General features: G+C 65.4%; 12 protein-coding genes and 1 tRNA gene. 1 reads left to right on the top strand and 12 read right to left on the bottom strand.

The window, feature by feature from the left end; all coding sequences use genetic code 11:
* From ACESL5_RS05745 to pilM, 12 genes are all read right to left on the bottom strand, one after another.
* A tRNA-Ile gene (locus ACESL5_RS05745) sits at nucleotides 1-77 on the bottom strand.
* Nucleotides 78-129: 52 nt separating this feature from the next.
* Nucleotides 130-1,947 (bottom strand): RNA polymerase sigma factor RpoD, encoded by a 1,818-nt coding sequence (gene rpoD, locus ACESL5_RS05740; RefSeq protein WP_372591829.1) that lies wholly within the window; start codon nucleotides 1,945-1,947, stop codon nucleotides 130-132.
* A gap of 333 nt (nucleotides 1,948-2,280) precedes the next feature.
* On the bottom strand, nucleotides 2,281-3,906 hold the full coding sequence (gene dnaG / locus ACESL5_RS05735; RefSeq protein WP_372591828.1) for a DNA primase: 1,626 nt from the start codon (nucleotides 3,904-3,906) through the stop codon (nucleotides 2,281-2,283).
* Between the two features lie 129 nt (nucleotides 3,907-4,035).
* Entirely contained in the window at nucleotides 4,036-8,499 is a 4,464-nt protein-coding gene (gltB, locus tag ACESL5_RS05730; protein WP_372591827.1) for a glutamate synthase large subunit, read from the bottom strand.
* A gap of 219 nt (nucleotides 8,500-8,718) precedes the next feature.
* Entirely contained in the window at nucleotides 8,719-10,143 is a 1,425-nt protein-coding gene (locus tag ACESL5_RS05725; protein ID WP_372591826.1) for an SPOR domain-containing protein, read from the bottom strand.
* Nucleotides 10,144-10,178: 35 nt separating this feature from the next.
* On the bottom strand, nucleotides 10,179-11,312 hold the full coding sequence (aroB, locus tag ACESL5_RS05720) for a 3-dehydroquinate synthase (protein WP_372591825.1): 1,134 nt from the start codon (nucleotides 11,310-11,312) through the stop codon (nucleotides 10,179-10,181).
* Between the two features lie 98 nt (nucleotides 11,313-11,410).
* Nucleotides 11,411-11,944 carry a shikimate kinase AroK gene (gene aroK, locus ACESL5_RS05715; RefSeq protein WP_372591824.1) on the bottom strand — a complete coding sequence of 178 codons (534 nt, stop codon included), beginning with the start codon at nucleotides 11,942-11,944 and terminating at the stop codon, nucleotides 11,411-11,413.
* Between the two features lie 81 nt (nucleotides 11,945-12,025).
* A complete protein-coding gene (gene pilQ / locus ACESL5_RS05710; protein WP_372591823.1) occupies nucleotides 12,026-14,140 on the bottom strand; it encodes a type IV pilus secretin PilQ in 2,115 nt (704 codons plus the stop codon).
* Between the two features lie 90 nt (nucleotides 14,141-14,230).
* A complete protein-coding gene (locus ACESL5_RS05705; RefSeq protein WP_372591822.1) occupies nucleotides 14,231-14,779 on the bottom strand; it encodes a pilus assembly protein PilP in 549 nt (182 codons plus the stop codon).
* Entirely contained in the window at nucleotides 14,776-15,390 is a 615-nt protein-coding gene (locus tag ACESL5_RS05700) for a type 4a pilus biogenesis protein PilO (RefSeq protein WP_372591821.1), read from the bottom strand. The genes ACESL5_RS05705 and ACESL5_RS05700 overlap by 4 nt, the downstream gene beginning before the upstream one ends.
* 3 nt (nucleotides 15,391-15,393) lie before the next feature.
* Nucleotides 15,394-15,987 carry a PilN domain-containing protein gene (locus ACESL5_RS05695; protein ID WP_372591820.1) on the bottom strand — a complete coding sequence of 198 codons (594 nt, stop codon included), beginning with the start codon at nucleotides 15,985-15,987 and terminating at the stop codon, nucleotides 15,394-15,396.
* Nucleotides 15,987-17,075, bottom strand: a complete 1,089-nt coding sequence (gene pilM, locus ACESL5_RS05690) for a type IV pilus assembly protein PilM (protein ID WP_372591819.1) — start codon at nucleotides 17,073-17,075, stop codon at nucleotides 15,987-15,989. The genes ACESL5_RS05695 and pilM overlap by 1 nt, the downstream gene beginning before the upstream one ends.
* A gap of 253 nt (nucleotides 17,076-17,328) precedes the next feature.
* Between pilM and ACESL5_RS05685 the strand changes: the two genes are divergently transcribed.
* Nucleotides 17,329-18,965 (top strand): penicillin-binding protein 1A (locus ACESL5_RS05685; protein WP_372591818.1); only part of this gene is annotated, 1,637 nt, incomplete at its 3' end.

The raw sequence follows: 18,965 nt of genomic DNA, 5'->3' as shown, positions 1-18,965 counted from the left end.
TGGTGGGCCCTGCAGGACTTGAACCTGCGACCAAGCGATTATGAGTCGCCTGCTCTAACCAACTGAGCTAAGGGCCCGGACGGCGGTGGCGAGGGCCACCGAGGCCGGCGGGGAGCCGGCCGGGGAGGGTCATTCCATCTTGGCGTCGATGAAGCTGCGCAGCTTTTCCGAGCGGGACGGGTGACGCAGCTTGCGCAGGGCCTTGGCCTCGATCTGGCGGATGCGCTCGCGGGTGACGTCGAACTGCTTGCCGACTTCCTCGAGGGTGTGGTCGGTGTTCATGCCGATGCCGAAGCGCATCATCAGCACCTTGGCCTCGCGCGGGGTCAGCGTCGAGAGGATCTCGCGGACGATCTCGGAGAGCGAGGCGTTGGTCGCCGAGTCCAGCGGAGAGACCGCGCCCTGGTCCTCGATGAAATCGCCCAGGCTCGAATCGTCGTCCTCGCCGATGGGCGTCTCCATGGAGATCGGTTCCTTGGAGATCTTCATCACGCGGCGGACCTTGTCCTCGGGCAGGTCCATGCGCTCGGCCAGCTCCTCGGGAGTCGCCTCGCGGCCCATCTCCTGGAGCATCTGGCGGCTGATGCGGTTGAGCTTGTTGATCGTCTCGATCATGTGCACCGGGATGCGGATCGTGCGTGCCTGGTCGGCGATCGAGCGGGTGATCGCCTGGCGGATCCACCAGGTGGCGTAGGTCGAGAACTTGTAGCCGCGGCGGTATTCGAACTTGTCGACCGCCTTCATCAGGCCGATGTTGCCTTCCTGGATCAGGTCGAGGAACTGCAGGCCGCGGTTGGTGTACTTCTTCGCGATCGAGATGACGAGACGCAGGTTGGCCTCGATCATCTCCTTCTTCGCCCGGCGAGCCTTGCCTTCGCCCAGCGTCACCTTGCGGTGGACGTCGCGGATCTCGGTCACGGACCGCAGGCTGTCGCGCTCGACGGTCGCCAGGCGCTTGGCCAGCCGCTCGATCTCCGGTTGCACCGCGGCGAACTTCGCGCTCGGCTTGCCCTTGGTGACTTCCTTGATCCACTCGTTGCTGGTCTCGTGACCGCGGAAGGCGTGGATGAAGTCCTCGCGCTTGATGCCGCCCTTGTCGACGGCCTGCTGCAGGATCTGCTTTTCCAGCAGGCGCACGCGCTTGATGGCCTCGCGCACCTGCGCCACCAGCTTCTCGTTGAAGTTGGGGTTGAGCTTGAGCTTGATCAGCTCGCCGGCGATGCGCTCGTTGAGCGCCGCGATCTTCTGGCCGTCGGTCTTCGCCTTGCGTGTCTTGGTGATCAGGGCGTGCCGTTGCTCGTGGAGCTCCTTGAGCTCCATGATGATGGCGCGGACGGCTTCCTGGTCGATGCCGGTGTCGGCGGCTTCTTCCTCGTCGTCGTCCTTGTTCGCTTCCGTGCTGGCGGAGCTGGCGGCTTCTTCCTCGTCATCGAGCACGTGGAAACCGACCACGACGTCGGCCAGCTTGACCTCCTCGTTTTCCACCCGCTTGTACTGGGCGAGCAGGGTGTCGAGGGTCGGCGGGAAGGCCGCCATCGCGATGGTGACCTCGCGCAGGCCTTCCTCGATGCGCTTGGCGATCTCGATCTCGCCCTCGCGGTTGAGCAGGTCGACGGTGCCCATCTCGCGCATGTACATGCGCACCGGGTCGGTGGTGCGGCCGAACTCGGCGTCCACCTGGGAGGCGAGCACGGCGACGGCCTCCTCGGTGGCGTCGTCGTCGGTCGACACGCGCGACTCGTCCGACAGGCCCAGGTCGTCCTTGTCCGGCGGGGCCTCGGATACCTGGATGCCCATGTCCTGGATCATGCTGATGATCACTTCGATCTGTTCGGCATCGACCAGTGACTCGGGCAGATGGTCGTTGATCTCGGCATACGTCAGGTAACCCTGATCGTTGCCCAGGGCAATCAACTGCTTGATGCTGGTTTGTTGGTCTTGCTGCATCGGCGTGAAACCTGCTCCGGCAATTCGGTGAAAACGCCTGGAAGTCGTGCCGCGGATGTGCGGGTCGAGGACGCGGCCGGTTGGGGCGGCGTCTCTTGTCCAGGCGGCGCGAGGAGACGTCTGGGCCTCGCGCGGGAAGGTCCGGGGGACAGGTCGCCTGCCCGGGCTTTCCCTTTGGGGAACACGAAATTATAACGTCTGGAGGGCGATTCGTCCATCTGGACAGAGCCCGCAAAGCGCCTCCGGCTCTCCCTCCGCGGCCGCTTGCCCGGCCTTGCCGGTAGGTTGGCAAGGTGGCGACGGAATGGCCCGCAGGGGGTTAGTCGATCGGTTCTAACCCGATCGGTTGTCCCGGTCGTTGCCGGCCAGGCCGGAGCGCTGGCGGCGTTTCCGCTCCGCCAGGGCCTCGCGCTGGCGGCGCTTTTCCAGGATGTCCTCGAGCATGGTGGTGGCGATTTCGAGGTTTTCAATGCCGACGATGTGCTGCTCCGCCGCGATTTGCCGATCACGGTCGTCGAGCGCGTCGGCAAGCAGCCGTTCGATCGCCGCCGGGGGGCGTCCGCCGTGCCAGACGTCGGCCGGTCGAACCCGGTCGACCAGCACGGGATGCTCGATGAGCAGCCGCAACAGGATGTGATCCTCGGAGCGGGACGGAGGTGGACGACGCGCGGCGATGGGCGCGGCGCGGGATTTCTCCTCGCGGAATGGCCGGCCGAACAGCCCGTGGTGACGGTCGACCTGGCGGGCCGTGAGCCGCCTGAGCGTGCCCTGCGGCATGGTGTTGATCAGCCGGTGGGCTTCCTTGTTCTTGCGTGCCCGGGCCGCAGTGTCGTCCCCGGGAATGGCCTCGTCCAGGTGCTGGGTGAGGAAGCGGTCGAAGCCCAGGGCGCCGTGTTCCAGGAACCGGTTGAAGCCCGCCTTGCCCTGCGCTCGCACGAAACTGTCGGGATCCTCCCCTTCCGGCAGGAAGGCAAATCGCAGGTCGCGGCCGTCGTGCATCAGGGGCAGGGCGACCTCCAGGGCCTTGACGGCGGCCCGGCGGCCGGCGGCATCCCCGTCGAAGCAGAACACCAGCCGGTCGGTCTGCCGATAGAGCAGCCCGAGCTGTTCGGCCGTGGTGGCGGTGCCCAGGGTTGCCACCGCGTGATGCACGTCATTCTGGGCCAGCAGGATCACGTCCATGTAGCCCTCGACCACGATCAGCGAATCGGGCCGCTGGTTTACCTGGCGCGACTCGAACAGCCCGTAGACCCCGTAGCCCTTGTGAAACAGCTCGGTTTCCGGGGAGTTGAGGTACTTGGGTTCGCCGGGGCCGATCACCCGGCCGCCGAAGCCGATCACGTGACCGCGAGGATCGCGGATGGGGAAGATGACCCGGTTGCGGAAGCGGTCGTAGCGCTGCCCGTCGTCGCGCTCGATCAGCAACCCGGTGGCCACCAGCTCGTCCGGTCGGGCCTTGCCGGCCAGGGCGGTTTCAAGGTGATTGCCGGTCGGGGCGAAGCCGAGTGCGAAACGGGCGGCCGTCTCGCCGGTCAGGCCCCGGTGCTTGAGAAAGTCGATGGCCTCCGGGTGCCGCCGCAGGTTGGCGCGGAACCAGTCGGTCGCCAGCGCGGTGACCTGGCGCAGGCGAGTGACACGGTCCAGCTTTTCCTGGTCGCCCTTCTCGCGCGGGATTTCCAGGCCCAGCCGGCCGGCGAGCTGTTCGATCGCGGTGGGGAAGTCGAGATGGTCGTATTCCATCAGGAAGCCCACCACGTTGCCGTGTGCCCCGCAGCCGAAGCAGTGATAGAACTGCTTGTCCGGGGTGACGTAGAACGACGGGGTCTTTTCCTGGTGGAACGGGCAGCAGGCGGCGAACTCCTTGCCCTTCTTCTTCAGCGGCACGCGCTCGCCGATCACCTCGACGATGTCGGAGCGCGAGACGACTTCCTCGACGAAGGCCTCGGGAATGCGACTCATGACGACAGGATGCTCTCGTCGGTAATCCGCTCGGCCCGCCCACCGGAAACGACAGGACCGGCCACCCCGGGAAGGGTGGCCGGTCCCGGTTTCATGACGGCTCGAGCCATGCCCGACCCGTGCATCGCCTTACGCCGCGTTGTCCAGAAGGTCGAGCAGATCGCTGATCTCCATCGCCTTCGGCTTGACCAGCCAGAACTTCGAGAGGTAGGCGTCGAAGTCCGCGAGGATGGCCTTCGCCCGGGCGCTGCCTGTGCGACGGGCATGTTCCTCGAGGATCGAGCGCAGGTGCTGGCGGTGCGGTTCGAGCTCGGCGGCCTGCAGGCGGTGGATGTCGACCAGCTCGTGGTTGTAGCGGTCGACGAAGTCCTTCGCCTCGTCGAGGACGTAGGCGAACCCGCCGGTCATGCCGGCACCGAAGTTGATGCCGGTGGAGCCGAGGATGGTCATGACGCCGCCTGTCATGTACTCGCAGCCGTGATCACCACAGCCCTCGACCACCGCCTGGGCACCGGAGTTGCGCACGCCGAACCGCTCGCCCGCCTGGCCCGCGGCGTACAGCTTGCCGCCGGTCGCGCCGTAGAGGCAGGTGTTGCCGATGATCGGCGTGTCGTGCGAGTCGAACGTGCTGCCCTTGGGCGGGTAGATCGTTATCTCGCCTCCGGCCATGCCCTTGCCGACGTAGTCGTTGGCGTCGCCCTCGAGTTCCAGCTGCAGGCCACCGGCGTTGAACACGCCAAAGCTCTGGCCGGCGATGCCGGTGAACCGGAGCTTGATCGGGTGATCGGCCATGCCCTGGTTGCCGTGCCGGCGAGCGATCTCGCCCGAGACACGCGCGCCGATGGAGCGGTCGGTGTTGCGGATGGTGAAGTCGTACTCGCCACCGGTCTTGCCCTCGATCGCGGGCATGACTTCCTTGACGATCTTCTCGGCCAGCAGGCCCTTGTCGTGCGGGTCGTTGTGCGGCGAGACGCAGCAGGTGGGCGCATCCGAGACCATGCCGGCGTCCGAGAGGATCTTGGACAGGTCGAGGTGACGCTGCTTGTCGGTCGCAGGCTCACGCATCTCGAACAGGTCGGTCCGGCCGATCAGTTCCTCGATGGAACGCACGCCCACGCTTGCCATCAGGCGGCGGGTCTCCTCGGCGATGAAGCGGAAGTAGTTGACCAGCTTGTCGACGTTGCCCTTGAAGTGCTCCAGGCGCAGCACCTTGTTCTGCGTGGCCACGCCGGTGGCGCAGTTGTTCAGGTGGCAGATGCGCAGGTACTTGCAGCCGATGGCGATCATCGGGCCGGTGCCGAAGCCGAAGCTCTCCGCGCCCAGGATGGCCGCCTTGACCACGTCGAGACCGGTCTTGAGGCCGCCGTCGGTCTGCAGGCGGACCTTGTCGCGCAGGTCGTTGGCGCGCAGCGTCTGGTGTGCCTCGGTCAGGCCCAGCTCCCAGGGGCTGCCGGCGTACTTGACCGACGTCAGCGGGCTCGCCCCGGTGCCGCCGTCGTAGCCGGAAATGGTGATCAGGTCCGCGTAGGCCTTGGCCACGCCCGCGGCGACGGTGCCCACGCCCGGCTCCGAGACCAGCTTGACCGACACCAGCGCCTCGGGGTTGGTCTGCTTCAGGTCGAAGATCAGCTGGGCGAGATCCTCGATGGAGTAGATGTCGTGGTGGGGCGGGGGCGAGATCAGCGCCACGCCCGGTCGCGCGAAGCGCAGCTTGCCGATGGTCTCGTCGACCTTGTGGCCCGGCAGCTGACCGCCTTCACCCGGCTTGGCGCCCTGGGCGACCTTGATCTGCAGCACCTCGGCGTTGACCAGGTAGTGCGGCGTGACGCCGAAACGGCCGGAGGCGATCTGCTTGATCTTGCTCATCTTCGCCGTGCCGTAGCGCGCCGGGTCCTCGCCCCCCTCGCCGGAGTTCGAGCGCGCACCCAGGCGGTTCATCGCCTCGGCGATGGTCTCGTGCGCCTCCGGGGAGAGCGCGCCGAGGCTCATGCCGGCCGAGTCGAAGCGCGAGGTGATCGACTCGATCGACTCGACCTCGTCCAGCGGGATGGGCTTGACGTTTTCCTTGAGGTGGAACATGTCGCGGAAGGTGGCCACCGGGCGCTCGTTGACGTAGGCGGCGTATTCTTCCCAGGCCTGGTAATCGTCCTCGTTGACGGCCCGTTGCAGGGTCTGCACCACGTCCGGGTTGTAGGCGTGGTACTCGCCGCCGTCGATGTACTTGAGCAGGCCACCCTGGCGCGGCAGCTTGTGCTTGGTGAAGGCTTCCTTGATCAGGATCTTCTGGTCGGCCTCGAGGTCGACGAAGCGGGCGCCGGCCACGCGACTGGTGGTGTCCTTGAAGCACAGGTCGACCACCTCGTCGGCCAGTCCGATGATCTCGAACAACTGCGCGCCGCGGTAGCTTGCGATCGAGGAGATGCCCATCTTCGACAGGATCTTCTTCAGGCCCTTGTTGATGCCCTTGACGTAGTTGGTGGCAAGCCGGTCGGCCTGCTTGACGTCGACCTGCTTCCGGCGACGCATGTCGTTGATGGTCTCGAAGGCCAGGTACGGGAACACGGCGGTTGCACCGTAGCCGATCAGCACGGCGTTCTGATGCGAGTCACGCGCGGTGGCGGTCTCGACGACGATGTTCGCGTCGGTGCGCAGGCCCTCGCGAATCAGGCGATGGTGGACGGCACCCGTGGCCAGCAGGGCGTGGACCGGCAGGCGGTCGGCCGCGATGTTGCGATCGGAAAGCACCAGTACGGTGTGCTCGCCCTCGATGGCCGCGACGGCCTCGTCGGTGATGCGACGGATGGCCGCCTCCAGGCCTTCACTCGGTTCGTAGTTGAGCTCGATGCGCTGCGAGGAGAACTCCTTGTCGGCCAGTTTCGTCAGGGCCTCGAAGCGGGCCGGCGTGAGGATCGGGCTTTCCAGCTGCACGCGGTGGGCGTGCTCCGGGGTCTCCTCGAAGACGTTGCGCTCGCGGCCGATCAGGGTCTCCAGCGACATGACCACCGCCTCGCGCAGCGGGTCGATCGGCGGGTTCGTGACCTGGGCGAACTGCTGGCGGAAGTAGTCGAACAGCGAGCGCTGGGTCTGCGACAGCACGGCCATGGGGGTGTCGTCGCCCATCGAGCCGATGGCTTCCTGGCCGTTTTCCGCCAGTACGCGGATGATCTGGTCACGCTCCTCGAAGGAGAGCAGGAACGCCTTCTCGTAGGCGCGGACGGCGTCGTCGTCCATCGGAGCGAGCGACAGGACTTCCTCGTCGGCCACCGAGTGCTTCAGGCGCACCGACTGCTCGCGCAGCCACTGGCGATAGGGCTTGCGGGTCTTGAGCTGGTCGTCGATGTCCGGCGGCAGCATCAGTTTGCCTTCGGCGGTGTCGACCGCCACCATCTGGCCCGGCCGCACGCGGCCCTTCTGCACGACGTCAGCCGGATCGTAATCCCAGACACCGATCTCGGAGGCCAGCGTGATGTGGCGGTCCTTGGTGATCACCCAGCGGGCCGGGCGCAGGCCGTTACGGTCCATGGCACAGGCGACGAAGCGGCCGTCGGTCATGACGATGCCGGCCGGGCCGTCCCAGGGCTCCATGTGCAGCGAGTTGAATTCGTAGAAGGCCCGCAGGTCCGGGTCCATGTGCTCGACGTTCTGCCACGCCGGCGGCACGATCAGGCGCATGGCGTGGATCATGTCCAGTCCGCCAGTGATCAGCACCTCGAGCATGTTGTCCATGGACGAGGAGTCCGAGCCGGTGGTATTGACCAGCGGCTGGATGCGGTTCATGTCCGGGATCAGCGGCGAGGAGAACTTGGCCGCGCGGGCCAGCGCCCAGTTGCGGTTGCCGCGGATGGTGTTGATCTCGCCGTTGTGCGCGAGATAGCGGAACGGCTGGGCCAGCTTCCACTCGGGGAAGGTGTTGGTCGAGAACCGCTGGTGGAAGACCGCCTGCGAGGACTCGAGCGCGGGATCGTTGAGGTCCTTGTAGAAGCGCGGCAGGTCCTCCGGCATCAGCAGGCCCTTGTAGGAGATGACCTGGCTTGCCAGCGAGGAGATGTAGAAGTCCGGATCGTCGTGGATCAGGTTTTCCGCATCGCGGCGGGCGACGAACAGGGCGGCATTGAACTGATCCTCGTCCATGCCCTCGGCCGGGGTGACGAACAGGTGCTCGATCTCCGGACGCTTCTCGGCGGACATCTGGCCGAGGACCGACGGATCGACCGGCACGGTACGCCAGCCGGCGAGCGTCAGCCCCTGCTCGGCGATCGCACCGACCAGCGCTTCGCGAGAGCGCTCGCGCTTGGCGTCGTCGCGCGAGAAGAAGACCACGCCGACGGCGTAGACCGAAGGCAGGTCGATGCCCTGGTCGGCCGCCGCCCGGCGAAAGAAGCCGTCGGGCTTCTTCAGCAACAGCCCGCAGCCATCACCCGACTTGCCGTCGGCGGAAATGCCGCCGCGGTGCGTCATGCGGGCCAGCGCCCCGATCGCGGTCGATACCAGGCCGTGGCTGGCCTGGTCGTCCATGTGGGCGATCAGGCCGAAGCCGCAGTTCTCTTTCTCGAAGCTCGGGTGGTACAGACCGTCAGTGGGGGCTTGGCTCATGACTTTCGCAACCTCGTGGATTCTTCCGGCTTGTCAGGCGAGCGGCGCTTGACCGCGCCCGGCATGGCGGCCTGACAGGGTGCTGGTTGCCAGCTGTCTGTCAGGGGCCGACCGTTTTCGTGTGTGCCCGCGTCGGCGGGATTTGGGCAAAATGGGCCGGAATTTTACCGGCCCTGCGGGCATCAGGCAAATCGGACCACCCGCTGGGCGGCGACTCCCTCAGTCGACGAGGCGATCCTGGATGTCGCCGACGGAGCGGGGGTAGGGGGCGATGGTCCTCAGCTCCTCCGGGAGTGACTCGATTGCATGGCGGGCCCTTTCGACGGAGGCGAAGTCGCCATAGGTGACGGTGTAGAGCGTCTGGCCGCTGACCCGCTGGGTGTAGATGCGCCACTCGCCGGCGGGCAGCGCCTCGTCCGAACGGGTCCGGATCATCCCGCGCGCCCCGTCGAGCGAACCGAAGGCGGCAAGCTGGATGGCCGCGCGGGCCCGTGGCTGATCACGGAACCAGGCATTGTTCACGGCGGTGTCCGAGCTCGCCCCGGATTCCGCGGCGTCATCGTCGGCAGCGGCCGTTTCCGGCTCCTCGCCTGGGCGGCTGTCATCGTCGGTCGCAGACGTTTGCGCCTCTTCCGTCGGGGGGGCGTCGTCGGCGTCGGCGGTTGCCGGCGCGGATGCCTCCTCGGCCACCGCGGGCGTGTCGGTTGTCGACCGGGACGGAGTGTCTTGGTCGTCGGGGAACGGCACGTGCAGCGGCTGACCGTAGGTGTCGGAGGGCGATTCGGCCTCGTCGCCCGCGGCCGGGCCGGTCGAGCCCGGCGCGTTCCCTTCGCGTTCCTCGCCGCCGGATGGCCGATCGACCGCCAGTTCCACTTCGTCGGGGGCAGCCGGGGGCTCGGAGCGGCTCATCAGGGCAAAGATGCCGATGGTGATCACGGCCACACTGACCGCCGCGGCGATCAGGAAGGGCGGGTGGGCCCAGATTGCCTCGTTGCGCCGAGCCCGTCTCGGACCGGGAGAGCCGGCAGTCCGGGGATCCGTCGCTTCGACCGATGCGGCAGGGTGGGGTGCGACCGTCTCGGCCGGCTGCGGATCCGTGACCGGCGCGGCTGCCGGGGTTGCACTGGCCGGCTCGGTGCCCAGCAGCTGTACGCAGTGAAGGTCGGCAAGGATGGCGGCCAGCGGTTGCGCCGTCTCGATGCGGGTGCACAGGTCAGTGCCGCCGACCAGCATGAACAGCATGCGTTCGCGGGCCAGTTCATGCGCCTGGTCGATCAGCTCGAAGAGCGTGCTTGCGGCGTCCGAATCGAGCCATTGCTCGGCATTCTCGACGATGAGGAGCAGGCGACCCTGATCCTCGAGTGCCGCCGTGGTCGCCGTGACCAGTTGTTCGGGCGTCTCGATGCCGGCGGAAAGCTGCAGGTTCGTGCTCAGGCGGTCGATCACCGTGGTGATGTCGTCGCTGCCATCGGCGCGCACGACGACCGGCCGGACCTGCGGTGGCAGCTTCTGGCTGATCAGCTTGACGAAGGCGCGGCGTTCGGCCGGGTTGTCGCCCTCGACGACCAGGAAGCGGTCGGAGTACTTCGAATACTGGACGATCCGTTCGGCCTGTTCGAGAGCGTGTTCCGTCGCGTTGCTCATGTCAGATTCCTTTTCCTTGCGATCTCGCCGACGGGTCAGCTGTCGGCATGGGTGGCCCGGATGGCGGCCATGATCTCGTCTTCGGAGGTATTGTCGATCAGTCGAGCCTGGCCGAGGCGCCCGAGCAGGACCAGGCGCAGCCGGCCATCCTCGACCTTCTTGTCGCTGCTCATCAGTTCGCGCAGGCGCTCGGGAGACAGTTCGGCCGGTGAGCGCGTGGGCAGGCCGGCGGCGCTGACGATCCGCTCGATGCGGCGGCAGGCGGACTGGTCGATGAGCCCCAGCCGGCGAGAGAGTTCGGCCGCAGTGCACATGCCGGCACCGATGGCCTCGCCGTGCAGCCAGCGGCCGTACCCCATGCCCGCCTCGATGGCGTGACCGAAGGTGTGGCCCAGGTTGAGCAGGGCACGGATGCCGCCTTCCCGCTCGTCCTGTCGGACAATTTCGGCCTTGATCAGGCAGGACTGTCGGATGGCCTCGGTCAGTGCCGCGGGGTCACGTTCGCGCAGCGCATCGATGTGTGCCTCGATCCAGTCTAGGAAGTCCTCGTCCCAGAGCAGGCCGTACTTGATCACCTCGGCCAGTCCGGCGGACAGCTCTCGGTCGGGGAGCGTGTTCAGGGTGCCGGTGTCGGCGAGCACGCAGCGAGGCTGGTAGAACGCCCCGATCATGTTCTTGCCGCGGGGGTGGTTGATTCCCGTCTTGCCGCCGACCGAGCTGTCGACCTGGGCGAGCAGGGTGGTGGGCACCTGGATGAACGGCACCCCCCGCTGGAAGCTTGCCGCCGCAAAGCCGGTGATGTCGCCGATGACACCGCCCCCCAGAGCGATCAGGGTCGTCTTGCGATCGACCTGCTTTTCCATCAGGAAGTCGTAGATACGCTCGAGGGTCTCCAGGTTCTTGTATTGCTCCCCATCGGGCAGGGCGAGCAGATCGACCTGCTTGTCCGCCGCTTCGAGTGCGGCGGTGAGCCGCGCGGCGTACAGGGGCGCGACCGTGGTGTTGCTGATGATGACCACACGGCCCGAAGGGATGAACGGCGCCAGCGTGTCGCTGTCGATCAGTTCGGCATCGATGAAGATCGGATAGCTGCGTTCCCCCAGGTCCACGTTGACCATGGTGGGCGTAACGGGTCGCTGGCGCGCGGAAGTGGGCTGCGATTCACTCATGGGCGGCATGCCTGCTTGGCTGGGGCTGGGTAGGGGCCTGTCCGTTCAAGGAACGATCCTCGTCCGCGGTCCGTTGCGGGAATGGACGACATGGTACATCAACGCCGCTCCGGGGCATTCCCATCGAGCTGGCGCCAGGCGGCCAGTATCCGATCGGCCATCGTGCGCGGCGCCTGGCCGCCGGTCTCGATCACCAGGTGGGCGGTCTCCCGGTAGAGGGGATCGCGCTCGGTCATCAGTCGTTCCAGTGTGGCTCGTCGATCGCCTTTCTGCAGCAGCGGACGTTGCGTGTCGTGTTGCGTGCGTTCGAACTGCCGCTCCACGGGCGTATAGAGATAGACCACCCAGCCGTTGTCCCGCAACAACTGGCGGTTCTCGGGGCGCAGCACGGCACCGCCGCCCGTGGCCAGGACGACGCCTTTCCCGGCGGTGAGCTCGGCGAGCATGTCGTGTTCGCGCTGGCGGAAGCCGGATTCCCCCTCGATCTCGAAGATGAGCGGGATCGATGCCCCGGTGCGCTTCTCGATCTCGCGGTCCGAGTCGGCGAACGTCCAGCCGAGGCGGTTGGCCAGCAGGCGGCCGATGGTCGTCTTGCCGGCCCCCATGGGGCCGATGAGGATGATGTTGCGCATGGTGAGGGATTATACCGGCCCGGCCAACGAAAAAACCCCGCCGGAGTGGCGGGGTCGTGGTGGCTTGCCTTCGAGGCCGGGCTAGTTGATCAGCACGCCCTTGTTGTGCTTCGACATGTCTTCCTTGTCGACGATCTTCGGCGTGACGAAGATCAGGAGCTCGAAGCGCGAGTCGTCGCTCATCCGGTTCTTGAACAGGTTGCCGATGCCCGGCAGGTCGCCGAAGAAGGGTACCTTCTCGATCTGGCTGACGTTCTCGAACTCGTAGATGCCCCCGAGGACGACGGTCTGGCCGTTCTGCACCTGGACCTTGGTCTGCACCTCGCGGGTGTTGATCGGCGGCTCGCCGTTGACCGCGCGGGTGTAGTCCGGCTCTTCCTTCATCACGAGGATGTCCATGATCACGTTGTCGTTCGGCGTGATCTGCGGAGTGACTTCGGTCTTGAGCAGGGCTTCCTTGAACTCGGTGTTGGCGATCGCCGCACCGCCGGTGGAGCTGACCGACTGGTAGGGAATCTCGACACCCTGCGAGATGGTGGCCTTGTGCCCGTTGGTGGTGATCACCTTCGGGTTGGAGACGATCTTGCCGGTGCCCTCGCTCTGCATCGCCTGCAACTCGAGGTTGAGCAGCACGTTCGAGCCGAGGATGGCCAGGCCCAACGAACCGGTCGGATCGCCGCTGATCGGCGTGTTGACCATGAAGTCATTGGTTTCCGACGAGAAGTACGTGCCATTGAGCGACCCCGGATTATTCTGGTCAATCGGGTAAGCCGGCGCATCGCCCATGTCCTTGGCGTTCCCGCCGAAGCCGACGCGTTGGCCGCCACGATCGAAGCCGCCTTGCAAGCCCCAGCGTACGCCCAGTTCACGGGAGAAGTTGTCCGTGGCGATGACGATGCGGGTCTCGATCAGTACCTGCTTGACCGGCTTGTCGATCTCGTGGATCAGGCCACGCACCCGGTCCAGCGCCTCGGCGGTGTCGGTCACGATCAGGTTGTTCGTCCGCGAATCGATCGTGATGGAGCCGCGGCGGCTGAGGAAGTTGCCGTCGCTCTTCTTGTCGCCGGCATCCTTGCTCAGGCCGGAGCTCTGACGTACCAGGTTGGCGATATCTTCCGCCTTGGCGTAGTTGACCTGGACGATGTCCGTGATGAGCGGGGCCAGTTGCTGAGCCTGCTCGCGGGCGGCCAGTTCGGCCTTGTCACTGGCGGCGATCTCGTCGGTGGGCGCCACATAGATGACGTTGCCGTTCTTGCGCGAGGAGAGGCCCTTGGTGGTCATGATCAGGTCCAGCGCCTGGTCCCACGGGACGTTCTCCAGCCGCAGGCTGATCGAACCCTGGACCGAGTCGCTCACCACGATGTTGTTGCCGGTGAAGTCCGCGATCAGTTGCAGAAGCGGCCGGACCTCGATGTCCTGGAACTTCAGCGACAGGCGTTCGCCCTCGTACTCCTTCTTGCCCAGCGAGCGCTCGTCCTTCGACTCGGGGATAGGCTGGACTTCGAGCACCAGGCGGTTGCCGGTCTGGTAGGCCAGATGCTCGCCGGCGTTGTTGGTCGTCACGGTCACGCGGCTGCCGCTGCCCGCCGGCCGCACGTCGATGGTTTCCACCGGGGTGGCGAAATCGTTGACGTTGTAGCGGCCCTGCTCGAGGCGGGTGTCCGGCAGGTGAAGCACGATCTGGCTGCCCTGGCGACGGATGTCCATCGCGGCATCGGTGCCGCCCACGTCGAGCAGCAGACGGCCGGCCCCAGTGGAAGCCCGGCGGAAGTCGATCTCGGTGCCCGCATCCATGCTAGTGGCATCCGAGTCGCCCTTGTCCGTCACCGTCAGGCCGCTGTCGGTCTTGGTCGCCTGACGCGGTTCGTCGAAGGTGACCGTTACGCGTGCACCGTCCTGGCTGATCGCGTAGGGCACGGAACCGTCCAGGTTGAACACGGCGCGGGTCTTGCCGCCGGATTCGGCGAGCATGACTGAGTTGACCGCGCCCAGGCCGATCTTTTCGCTCCGGCTGCCGGTCTTGTTCTCGACGTCCGGCAGGTCGACCGCTACCCGTGCCGGGTTGTCGATCTTGAAGCTGCCCGGATCGGTGTCGAGGGGCTCCGAGAGCGTGAAGTGGACCCGAACTTCACCATCGGCGGTGCGATCGTAGCTGATCTCGTTGAGGTCGCCGGCAAAGGCCAGACTAGGTGCCATGGTGATGGCAAGGAGGCCGAGCCCTCGACGCATTCCTGTGCTCAGGCGTGAAGGTTTCTTGAAGTTGTCCATATCGCTGCTTCCCATCATTTAGCTCCGGCCGCTCTTCGACTTGACGACCGTTGTCTGTTTCTTCCAGCCACCCTGTCCGTCGGGCACGATTTCCTCAAGCGTGATGCTGCTCTCGCTGATCTCCATCACCTCGCCGTAGTTGCGACCCATGTGATCGCCCAGCGACACCTCGTGGATGACGCCGTTGCCGTCACGCACGAGGGCGAAGGTGGTCTCCTGCCTGTTGATGATGCCGCGCATCGCCAGCGCATCCAGCGGGAACTGCTCCAGGGGCTCCCTGGGGCGATCGAGATCCGGCTTGAGGCCGTCATCTCGGTCGTCGGCATCGTCCTGCGGGGGCATGAACGGCGTGCGCTCACCCTCCGGCACGCTGTAGGCGTACTTCGGCGTGGGCTTCATCTCGGGGATGGGTTCGATCTTGCCGCCCGGACGCGCTTCCAGCTTGGCGACCTCCTGTTTGAGGTCACTCATGTCCTGGGCGCATCCGCTGATCAGGCCGGCCGCCAGCAGGCCGCTACCGATCAGGCTCAGGCGAAAAGGCCGAATCCTGGTTTTCCGTGAGCTCATTGACCGCCTCCTTGCTCGTCGCGTTCGAGGTAACGGTAGGTCTTGGCCTCAATGTTCACTGAGAGCGTACGCGGGCCGTCTTCCGTGACCTTGTCGTTCGGCTTGATTGCCGGGTTGTGCAGCGTGACGATCCGCGGAAGGTTGGCGGCGTCACTGACGAAGTCGGTGACTTCCTCGTAGTTGCCCCGGAGCGTGAGGTAGTACGTCATCTCGGCATAGAAGTCGTGCAATGTCTCCTCGCCGGGACGGATCTGCTCGTTCGTCAGGCCGTTGGAAAGCGAGGTCTCGGCGACATTGTCGATCAGGTTTTCCGCCTCACGCTTGTTGGGGAGCTGGCGCAGCAGCTCGCCGAAGCGGATTTCCATCTCCTCGATCTGGGCTTGATAGGCTTCGAGGTTGGCCGCCAGGCGCTGCTTTCGGTCAACGGTCTGCAGCAGCGTCTGCTCCTCGTTCTCCGCCCGTTCCAGCACCTCCTTCTGCGGCATGGTGTCGAAGTAGATCACCGCGCCGACAATCAGGACGAAGACGAAGGCGAAGATCACCAGCCTTGTCCCGAGGGAGGTCAGCCCGACGGTCTGGAAATCGAGGTTTCTCAGTTCGTTCAGATCCATGGCTTAGTTCTCCTTGTCCGCTTCGTCTTCCTTGGGCGGCGTGATCTTGGCCTCGATGGAGAAGACATACCTGCCTGCATCGAAACCGGCTTCGTCCTTGGATGACTGTGCCAGGATCCCCGAACCCACCAGGTTGGCGTCACCGATGTAGTCGGCGTCGTTGAGACGGCGCAGATAGCTCGCGACCCTCGCCTGGGCGTCGGCCATGCCCTGAATATTGATCGACTGGTCGTTCTTCACGCTCACGTCGGACAGCTGAATGCCGTCGGGCAGGGTGGTGACCAGGTTTTCCATCAGGTGGACGATGGTGGGTCGGCTGGACTGCAGCCTCTCGATCACTTCCATGCGTGCGGTCAGTTCGGCCTTGCGTTTCTTGAGCTCGTTGATCGATTCGATCTTGCGATCCAGATCCTTGATGACGCCTTCGAGGTAGGCGTTTCGCTGGTTCTGGTGCTCGATCTGCGCCTGCATGTAACTGTGGATGCCGAACGAGACGGCCACCGCGACTGCGGCTGCCAGCAGCAGGTGGATGACGAAGTCGCGTTGCCGCTTCTGGCGCCGTTCCTCGCGCCAGGGGAGAAGGTTGATCCGTCTCATCAGTCGAAGCTCCTTAACGCAAGCCCGCAGGCAATCAACATTGCGGTGCCATGCCGAGCGACCTGCTCGGTAGACACGCCAGATCCCTTGGCGAGTGAGGCGAACGGATTCGCCAGCCGGGTCGTGACCCCGGTCTCGTTGTTGATGCGCTCGGTGGCGCCGGGAGTGTTGGCCGCCCCGCCACCCAGCAGGATGAGGTTGACGGTGTTGCCACTTGATTCGGAGTAGTAGTACTGGATGAAGCGTTCGACGTTCATCGCCAGTGCATCCAGGTAGGGCTGGAGCACCTTGCGCTCGTAGTCTTCGGGCAGGCTGTCGTCCCGCTTGCGCTGGTCCGCCTCCTCGAGGCTCAGTCCGTACTGGGCGGCAATGTCGGCGGTGAGCTGCTGGCCGCCGCCTTCGTGCTCCCGGGTGTAGACGATGTCGTCGCCCACGAAGATGTTGAGCGTCGTGGTGGTGTCACCGAGATCGAAAACGGCCACCGGCTGGGAACGTTCTTCCGGGGTGAGTGTCGGAGCAAGTATCTCGGTATAGGCATTCTGCAAAGCGAACGATTCGATGTCGATCACGTCCACTGCCATTCCCGCCGCCTCTGCGACAGCGACACGGCTGTCGACGTTATCCGTGCGCGTCGCGGCCATGAGGACGTCGACCCCGGCCTGCTGGCCGGCCCGGCGTTTCTTCTGTTTGCCGAGTATGTCCGAATCGACCCTCTCGAAGTCGAAGTTCACCTCGTCGATCGGGAACGGGATGTACTGTGAGGCCTCGGCCCGCACCTGTTCCTCGAGTTCGAATTCGTTGCCGGGGTTGTCGACATGCAACACGCGGCTGACCGCGGAGGATGTCGGGACCGCCATGCAGAGGTGCTTTCCCTTCAACCGCGCGCGCTGGGTCGCGCGGGTGAGGGCTGCGGCCACGGCATCGGTGTCGGTTATCGACTTGCCCTGCACGGCCCCCTGGGGAAGTGGTTCGATGGAAAAGGCGGCCGTCCTGTAGCCGCCGCGGCGTTTTTCCAGTTGGATGATCTTCACGGCGGTCGAGCTGATGTCGACCCCGAGTCGTGTTGGCTTTGCGCTGAATAATGGCACGGTTATTCCCTTCCTTTTGAGCGTGCGTTAAGGTTTCGCACACACGCACCTTGGCTCCCGAATACGCATCCTATGGCATAACTGCCGCGCTTGTCGACAACGATAGCCAAGGCGCATACGCAACATAACGGTCGCAGACCTTCTTTCGCGATTTCGAATGAACCTTATCAAGACATTGTCATATCTTCTTGGTTTAGGGCTGATTCTGTGCCTTGCGGGCACTGGTGTCCTGTATCATGTTTACAACACACAGTTGCCCAGCATCGACGAGCTGGGCGAAGTGCGTTACCAGATGCCGATGCGCATTCATGACCGTGAGGGCGGCCTGATCGCGGAGTTCGGCAACCAGCGTCGCCTGCCGGTCGACTACGACGAGATTCCCGCGGTGGTCGTCGATGCCTTCATTTCCGCGGAGGATGACCGGTTTTTCGAGCACGTGGGGGTCGACTTCTTCGGGCTCGCCCGAGCCGCGGTGGAGCTGATCCGCACCGGTCACAAGAGCCAGGGCGGCTCAACGATCACCATGCAGGTGGCGCGGAATTTCTATCTCGGGCGCGAGAAGACCTACACCCGCAAGCTCTACGAGATCCTGCTGGCGATCAAGATCGATCGTACTTTCAGCAAGGAGGAGATTCTCGCCCTGTATCTCAACAAGATCTTCATGGGCAACCGGGCCTACGGGGTCAAGGCGGCCGCGAAGGTGTACTTCGACAAGGACCTCCCGGAGCTCACCGTCTCCGAGGCGGCGATGCTGGCGGCCCTGCCCAAGGCCCCCTCGACCACCAACCCGGTGAGCAACCCCGAGCGGGCCCTGGCGCGGAGAGCTTACGTCCTGGGTCGCATGCTCAAGCTCGGCAAGATCGATCAGGCCACCTTCGAGCGGGCCATGGCCGAGGAGCTTCCCGGCGAACTCTACACCTCGGGCACCGTGGCGACCCGCGCCCCCTACGCCGCCGAGATGGCGCGGCGGGACCTGGTCGAGGAGTACGGCGAGGAGGCCTATCGCATGGGGCTTTCGGTCTACACGACCATCGACCCGGCGGCCCAGCGATCGGCTGACAAGGGTCTGCGCCAGGCGCTGATCGACTACGATCGTCGTCACGGCTACCGCGGGGCGGAGGCTGACTGGAGTGAATGGCTCGATCGACCCGATGAGCTGCGCGAACGGCTGGACGATACCGACCGGGTCGGTGGGCTGGTGCCGGCCGTCGTTCTCGCCGTTGAGACCGATGAGGCCACCTTGCTGGCGAAGGGAGAAGAGGAGGAGCTCCGTCTCGGGCTGTCCGCCATGGACTGGGCCTGCCCCTACCGCTCTGCCGATAGCTGCGGGCCGAAACCGAAGGCCGTGACCGACGTGCTTTCGGTCGGGGATCTGGTTCGGTTGGAGCCCCGGACGGACGAAGAAGGCTCCGACTATCGACTGGCTCAGATTCCCGACGTCACCGGTGCCTTCGTCGCGCTGGACCCGGATACCGGGGCGATCCGGGCCATGTCGGGCGGTTTCGACTTCTTCCATGACAGCCAGTTCAACAACGTCGTCCGGGCGGAACGACAGCCGGGCTCCGGGTTCAAGCCCTACCTGTACTCGGCTGCGCTGGACCGTGGTTTCACCTGGGCGAGCATGATCAACGACTCGCCGGTGGTGATCCAGGATGGCGTGCGCGAGGGAATCGACTGGCGTCCGAGCAACTACGGGCGCAATTTCGGCGGAATGCGTCGGATGCGTGATGCCCTGACCCAGTCGGTGAACCTGGTCTCCGTGCGGCTCGCTCAGGCCGTCGGTCCGGCGGATGTCCTCGAGTACGCCGGACGCTTCGGCTTGCCGACCGAGGACTGGAAACCCACCCTGTCGATGGCGCTGGGGGCCTACACCCTGACGCCGCTTCACCA

The sequence above is a fragment of the Guyparkeria sp. genome (assembly GCF_041687595.1).
In the GTDB taxonomy this organism is placed as follows: domain Bacteria; phylum Pseudomonadota; class Gammaproteobacteria; order Halothiobacillales; family Halothiobacillaceae; genus Guyparkeria.
This window is presented reverse-complemented; position numbering and strand designations above follow the sequence as displayed.